Raw genomic sequence first — 2,408 nt, 5'->3', positions numbered from 1 at the left:
GATCCACCGGGATCTGAAGCCGGGCAACGTGCTGATGGCCCGCGGCGGCATCAAGGTGATCGACTTCGGCATCGCGCGGGCGTTCGAGGCGACCAGCCAGCACACGCGCACCGACCAGATGGTGGGCACGGTGTCCTACATGGCGCCGGAACGCTTCGATCCGGTCGGCGGACGGCCGGTCACCGCGGCGGCGGACATCTTCGCGTGGGGTGCGGTGGTGGCCTATGCGGCGACCGGGCGGACCCCGTTCGCGGCCGACTCGACGGCGGCGACCGCGGTGCGGATCCTCACCCAGTCGCCGGACCTGACGGGTCTGCCGGCGTCGTTGCGGCAACCGGTGGAGCGGGCGCTCGCCAAGGAGCCCGAGGAGCGGCCGACCGCCCGGGAGCTTCTGGACATGCTGCTGCACGGTGCGCCGGCCGGGCTGGTCCGGTCGCCCGGGCAGCCGGCGGTACGCCCCGCCGACGAGCCGACCGTCCCCGCCGACGACCGCCCGCGGGAACCGGCCAAGCGCCGGGGTGTCCTCGTGCCGGCACTGGTCGCGGCGGTCGGCGTGCTCATCGCGGGCGCGGCCGGCCTCTACATCCGCGACAGGTCCGACCATTCCGGCGAGCTGAGTGCGGATGTCCGGTCCAGCGCGTCGGTGCCGGTGCCGGAGAACTCCGGCGACCTCCCGGAGGGCAGTGACGCGCCCGTGAGCGAACCGGAGACCCCCGAGGAACGGCAGGCCGCGATCATGCGGGGCACCCGGAAGACCCTGATCCACTTCGCCGAGATCGACCGGGACCTGGCCTTCCGGCAGGACTTCCCGCTGGCCCGCGCGGGTGACGGCACCGGCGCCAAGTCCGAGTTCGCCCTGCAGCCGACCGGGGTGGACTACATGATCCGCTCCCTGGCCGACCCGGACAGCGAGGTCTGCCTCGGCGTCAAGATCACCACGGACAACGAGTCCGGGCTGACCGGCACCGACTGCTACGTCAACAAGGCGACCCTCTTCCACCTCTCCGCGAGCGGCGAGACGGACGACAACGGGCGGCCGACGTACTACATCTACAACGACGCGTACGGCTTCGTGCAGTTCCACGAGACCAAGAAGACGGTCTACGTCGAGCACACCGGCGACGGCTGGCCGCTGACGTCGATCAGCTTCGTCGACCGCGGCGAGCTGCCCTCGTAAGGGCCTGTACCGAGGCGGGGGCGGAGCGAGGCGAGGCCCGGCACCTCGATGCGGGCCCTAACTGTCGGCCGGCCCCTGGTCGACGAAGACGAACTCGTCGATGCCGCCGCCCTCCCGGCTCGCCGTCAGCACGTCCTCCTCCCGGTCCCACCTGATCGGGCCGAGCGTCTGGTGGACGATCTGATAGAGGGGATGTTCGCCGGCGTCCGCGCTGCCGGTCGGCGTGACGAGGAAGACGTTCTCCGGTTCGGCGATGCAGTCGCTCACCTCGAGCGGGTCGCCGTCGTCGCCCACGCTGACGCAGGTGTCCTGGACCGGGTCCGTCCAGGCCCGGATCATGTAGCCCAGGACCTGCGGCTCGAGCACGAACAGTGACTCGTCGCCGTTGTCCTGGCCGAGGTCGAGGTCGGTCTCGTCCAGGTCCACCCGCATGACCGAGCCCGGACCGGAGCCGAGCCGGATGAGGATCTTGCGTTCGCCGCGCAGGATCGCGGCCTGGATCTCCTCCGGTGTCTGCGGCTCCGGTGTCTGGGTGATCTCCGCGTCGAAGCTGTCGGACGCGCTGGGCGCCGAGTCGTGCAGGACGAGCAGGCCGAGGGGCGCGGCGCAGAACAACGTCACCGCCCCGGCGACGGCGATCATGACTTTCCGGCCGCGGCGCTTCTTGGGCACCGGCGGAACCGGGGCCACCGGGACCGCGGGCGAGGCCGACACCGGAGCCGGGACCGGCGCGGATGCCGGCATCGGCGGGGGAGTGTCGTCGGAGACCGGCAGCGGCACCGGGATCGGCGGCGTCGTGACCCGGGTCGTGAGGGAACCGCCGGTCAGCAGCATGTCGAGCAGTTCCCGGGCGGTCGGCCGGTCCCGCGGCTCCTTCGCCAGCGCCGACTCCACCACACCGCGCAGCGGATCCGGGATGCCGCGCAGGTCCGGCTCCTGGGTGAGGATCCGCATCGCGGTGGCCGGCGGGGACTCGGCCTGGAACGGGGTGCGCCCGGTCGCCGCGAACGTCACCACGGCACCCCACGCGAAGATGTCCGCCGCCGCGGTGACCGGCCGGCCGTCCACCGGGTCGAAGCGTTCCGGCGCCATGTAGGAGATCGTGCCGACCATCTGGTCGGTGCGCGTGTGGTGGCTGGTCGCCTCGAACGCCCGCGCGATGCCGAAGTCGATCACCTTGATGCCGCCGCGGGCCATCAGCACGTTGCCCGGCTTCAGATCCCGGTGGATC

The 2,408-nt window shown here is 72.0% G+C and carries 2 protein-coding genes; one reads left to right on the top strand and one right to left on the bottom strand.

What is annotated here, in order from left to right:
• On the top strand, positions 1 to 1,177 hold a 1,177-nt coding region (locus WH85_RS45955), incomplete at its 5' end, for a serine/threonine protein kinase (RefSeq protein ID WP_045748542.1).
• A gap of 57 nt (positions 1,178 to 1,234) precedes the next feature.
• On the opposite strand, the gene WH85_RS48045 is transcribed toward WH85_RS45955, so the two are convergent.
• A partial coding sequence (locus WH85_RS48045) for a protein kinase domain-containing protein (RefSeq protein ID WP_052721337.1) occupies positions 1,235 to 2,408 on the bottom strand: 1,174 nt, incomplete at its 5' end.

Source organism: Actinoplanes rectilineatus, from assembly GCF_000962825.1.
Lineage (GTDB): Bacteria > Actinomycetota > Actinomycetes > Mycobacteriales > Micromonosporaceae > Actinoplanes > Actinoplanes rectilineatus.
This window is presented reverse-complemented; position numbering and strand designations above follow the sequence as displayed.